The sequence below is a fragment of the Thermodesulfobacteriota bacterium genome (assembly GCA_040755095.1).
GTDB lineage: Bacteria > Desulfobacterota > Desulfobulbia > Desulfobulbales > JBFMBH01 > JBFMBH01.
In genome coordinates this window covers 1-3277 of record JBFMBH010000229.1, presented here as the reverse complement: position 1 = coordinate 3277, position 3277 = coordinate 1, and the positions used below count along the sequence as shown (strand labels likewise).

Sequence of the window (3277 nt, the reverse complement as noted above, 5' to 3'; positions counted from 1 at the left end):
GCCACGGCCGGGTCATCGGCATCGACATCGACATCCGGCCCCACAACCGGGCGGCCATCGAACAGAGCCCCCTTTCCCGCCGCATCACCATGCTGGAGGGCTCGAGCATCGACCCGGCCATCGCCCGGACGGTCCACTCCCTGGTCGGCACCGGCCAGAGGGTCCTGGTCTGCCTCGACTCCAACCACACCCACGACCACGTGCTTCGGGAGCTTGAGATCTACTCGCCGCTGGTCTCGCCGGGCAGCTACTGCGTGGTCTTCGATACCGGCATCGAGGATCTGCCGGCAGAGCTGTTCCTGGACCGGCCCTGGGGCCCGGGCAACAACCCCAAGACCGCGGTCCGGGAGTTTTTGCGGAGCACGGACCGGTTCGTGATCGACAAGGGGATCGAGGACCGGCTGCTGATCACCGCCGCGCCGGACGGCTACCTGCGCTGCGTGGCGGCTGCCGGCCAGGAGGCGGGCCGATGAAGGTGGTGATTCTCGCCGGCGGCTACGGCACCAGGCTGTCGGAGGAGACCGAGGTGCTGCCCAAGCCCATGATCGAGGTGGGGGGCCGGCCCCTCTTGTGGCATCTCATGAAGATCTTTTCCGCCCAGGGCCATGACGATTTCATCATCGCCCTGGGCTACAAGGGCGAGGTGATCAAGCGCTATTTCATGCAGTACCCCCAGACCGAGGCCGATCTCCTGGTGGACCTGGCGGCGGGCACCTGCACCGCCACCTGCCCCTGTGCCGAGCGGTGGCGGATCGAGCTCAAGGACACCGGGGCCCACACCATGACCGGTGGCCGGTTGAAGCGCCTGGCCGGCCGGCTCACCAGCACCTTCTTCTTCACCTACGGCGACGGCCTGTCCAACGTCAACCTGGCGGAGCTCTTGGCCTTCCACCGCAGCCACGGGGGACTCGCCACCATCACCGCGGTCAGCCCCCCTTACCGGTTCGGCATGCTGCACCTGGAAGGCTCGCGGGTGGTGGCCTTCAGCGAAAAGCCGGCCGGCGCCGACCACATCATCAACGGCGGCTTCTTCGTCCTGGAGCCAGAGGTTTTGGACTACATCGACGGCGACGACACATCCTGGGAGCTGGCCCCCTGCCAGCGCCTGGCGGCGGCCGGCCAGCTCTTTGCCTTCCGCCACCACGGCTACTGGCAGTGTGTGGACACCCTGCACGAGCTGCGAACCTTGCGCAACACCTGGAACGCCGGCCACGCGCCATGGAAGCTCTGGGACTAGATCCGGCCTTCTGGCAGGGACGCCAGGTCTTTGTCACCGGCCACACCGGCTTCAAAGGCAGCTGGCTGGCCCTGTGGCTGCAGGCGATGGGGGCCGAGGTCCGCGGCTATGCCCTGGCGCCGCCCACCGAGCCGTCGCTCTTCGTTGCCGCCGGCGTGGGCGAGGCCATGGAGAGCATCACCGGCGATCTGGCTGACCTGCCGTATCTCTGCCAGAGCCTCAGCGAGCAGCAGCCGGAGGTGGTCTTGCACCTGGCGGCCCAGGCCATCGTGCGGCGCGCCTACAGCGAGCCTCGGGCCACCTTCGCCACCAATGTCATGGGCACCGTCCATCTCCTGGAGGCGGTCCGGTTCTGTCCCTCGGTGCGGGCGGTGGTGGTGGTCACCAGCGACAAGTGCTACGAGAACCGGGAATGGCCCTGGGGCTACCGGGAGAACGATGCCCTGGGCGGCCACGACCCGTACGCCGCCAGCAAGGCCTGCGCCGAGATCGCCACCGCCAGCTTCCGCCGCTCGTTCTTTGCCAAGGCCGGCCCGGCGGTGGCCACGGTCCGGGCAGGCAACGTCATCGGCGGCGGCGACTGGGGCGAGGACCGGCTGCTACCGGACCTGATGCGGGGCTTTGCCGCCGGCCGGCCGGTCCGGCTGCGCCATCCCGGGGCGGTGCGGCCCTGGCAGCACGTCCTCGATCCCCTGGCCGGCTATCTCCTCTTGGCCCAGCGCCTGGCCACCGAGGGCAGCCCCTGGGCCGAGGCCTGGAACTTCGGCCCGCCGGCGGAAGGGATCGTGCCGGTGGCCATGGTGGTCGAGCGCGCGGCGGCCCTCTGGGGCGGCGGCGCGGCCTGGGAGGGGGATGCCCCGGATCAGCCCCACGAGACCCGGTTTCTGGCCCTGGACAGCGCCAAGGCCCGGGCCCGGCTGGGCTGGCGCCCGCGGCTGGATCTGCCGGCGGCCCTGGCCCTGACCGTGGCCTGGTACCGGGCGTACCAGGCCGGCGCGGCCATGCGGCCCTTCACCCTCGGTCAGATCCAATCCTTTCTTGCCGGAGGACAGCCGTGACCAGCCCCTGCCGGGCCTGCGGCACGCCGCTGGCCCATACCTTCGTGGACCTGGGCGTAAGCCCCCTGGCCAACCGCTTCCTGGGCCCGGCGGATCTGTCTGCCGGCGAGACCTTCTACCCCCTCCATGCCCGGGTCTGCAGCCACTGCCTCCTGGTGCAGCTGGAGGAGACGATCCCGCCCGAGGCGATCTTCACCGGCGACTATCCCTATTTCTCGTCCTATGCCGCCACCTGGCAGGCCCACTGCCAGGCCTATGCCCAGGAGATGATCCCCCGCCTGGGCCTGGATGGCCGCAGTCTGGTCCTGGAGATCGCGGCCAATGACGGCACCCTCCTGGGATACTTCGCCCGGGCCGGCATCCCGGTGCTGGGGGTGGAGCCGGCGGCGGGCGTCGCCCAGGTGGCCATCCGGGCCGGCATTCCCACCGAGGTCGACTTCTTCACCGCCGGCCTGGCCCGGCGCCTGGCCGCCGCCGGCCGGCGGGCCGATCTCGTGGTCGGCAACAACGTCCTTGCCCATGTGCCGGACCTTGCGGGCTTTGTCGCCGGGCTTGGCCTGTGTCTCAAGGAGCAGGGCACCATCACCCTGGAGTTCCCGCACCTGCTCCACCTGATGGCCGAGCGCCAGTTCGACACCATCTACCACGAGCACTTCTCCTACTTCTCACTCCTGGCCCTGGAGCGGATCTTCGAGGACCAGGGCCTGACCGTCTTCGATGTAAAGGAGCTGCCCATCCACGGCGGCTCCCTCCGGATCTTTGTCCGCCATAAGGGGGATGGCAGCCGGCCGGTGCGCGAGACTGTTTCCCGGCTGCGCGCCCGGGAAGAGGCCGCCGGCCTCCACCGGCTGGCCACCTACACCGCCTTCGCGGCCCAGGCCGCCGCGGTCAAACGGGATCTTCTGTCCTTTCTCATCCGGGAAAAAGACCAGGGGCGCCGCATCGCCGGCTACGGCGCGCCGGCCAAAGGCAACACGCTTCT

The 3277-nt window shown here is 69.7% G+C and carries 4 protein-coding genes; all 4 read left to right on the top strand.

Annotation, left to right across the window (positions count from 1 at the left end; translation table 11 throughout):
- A partial coding sequence (locus AB1634_19125) for a CmcI family methyltransferase (GenBank protein MEW6221625.1) occupies nt 1-473 on the top strand: 473 nt, incomplete at its 5' end.
- Nucleotides 470-1237, top strand: coding sequence for a glucose-1-phosphate cytidylyltransferase (gene rfbF, locus AB1634_19120; protein MEW6221624.1), 768 nt, complete (start codon nt 470-472; stop codon nt 1235-1237). The genes AB1634_19125 and rfbF, both read left to right, overlap by 4 nt.
- Nucleotides 1219-2295, top strand: a complete 1077-nt coding sequence (gene rfbG, locus AB1634_19115; GenBank protein MEW6221623.1) for a CDP-glucose 4,6-dehydratase — start codon at nt 1219-1221, stop codon at nt 2293-2295. The genes rfbF and rfbG overlap by 19 nt, the downstream gene beginning before the upstream one ends.
- Nucleotides 2292-3277: class I SAM-dependent methyltransferase (locus AB1634_19110; GenBank protein MEW6221622.1), on the top strand; the 986-nt coding region annotated here is incomplete at its 3' end. The genes rfbG and AB1634_19110, both read left to right, overlap by 4 nt.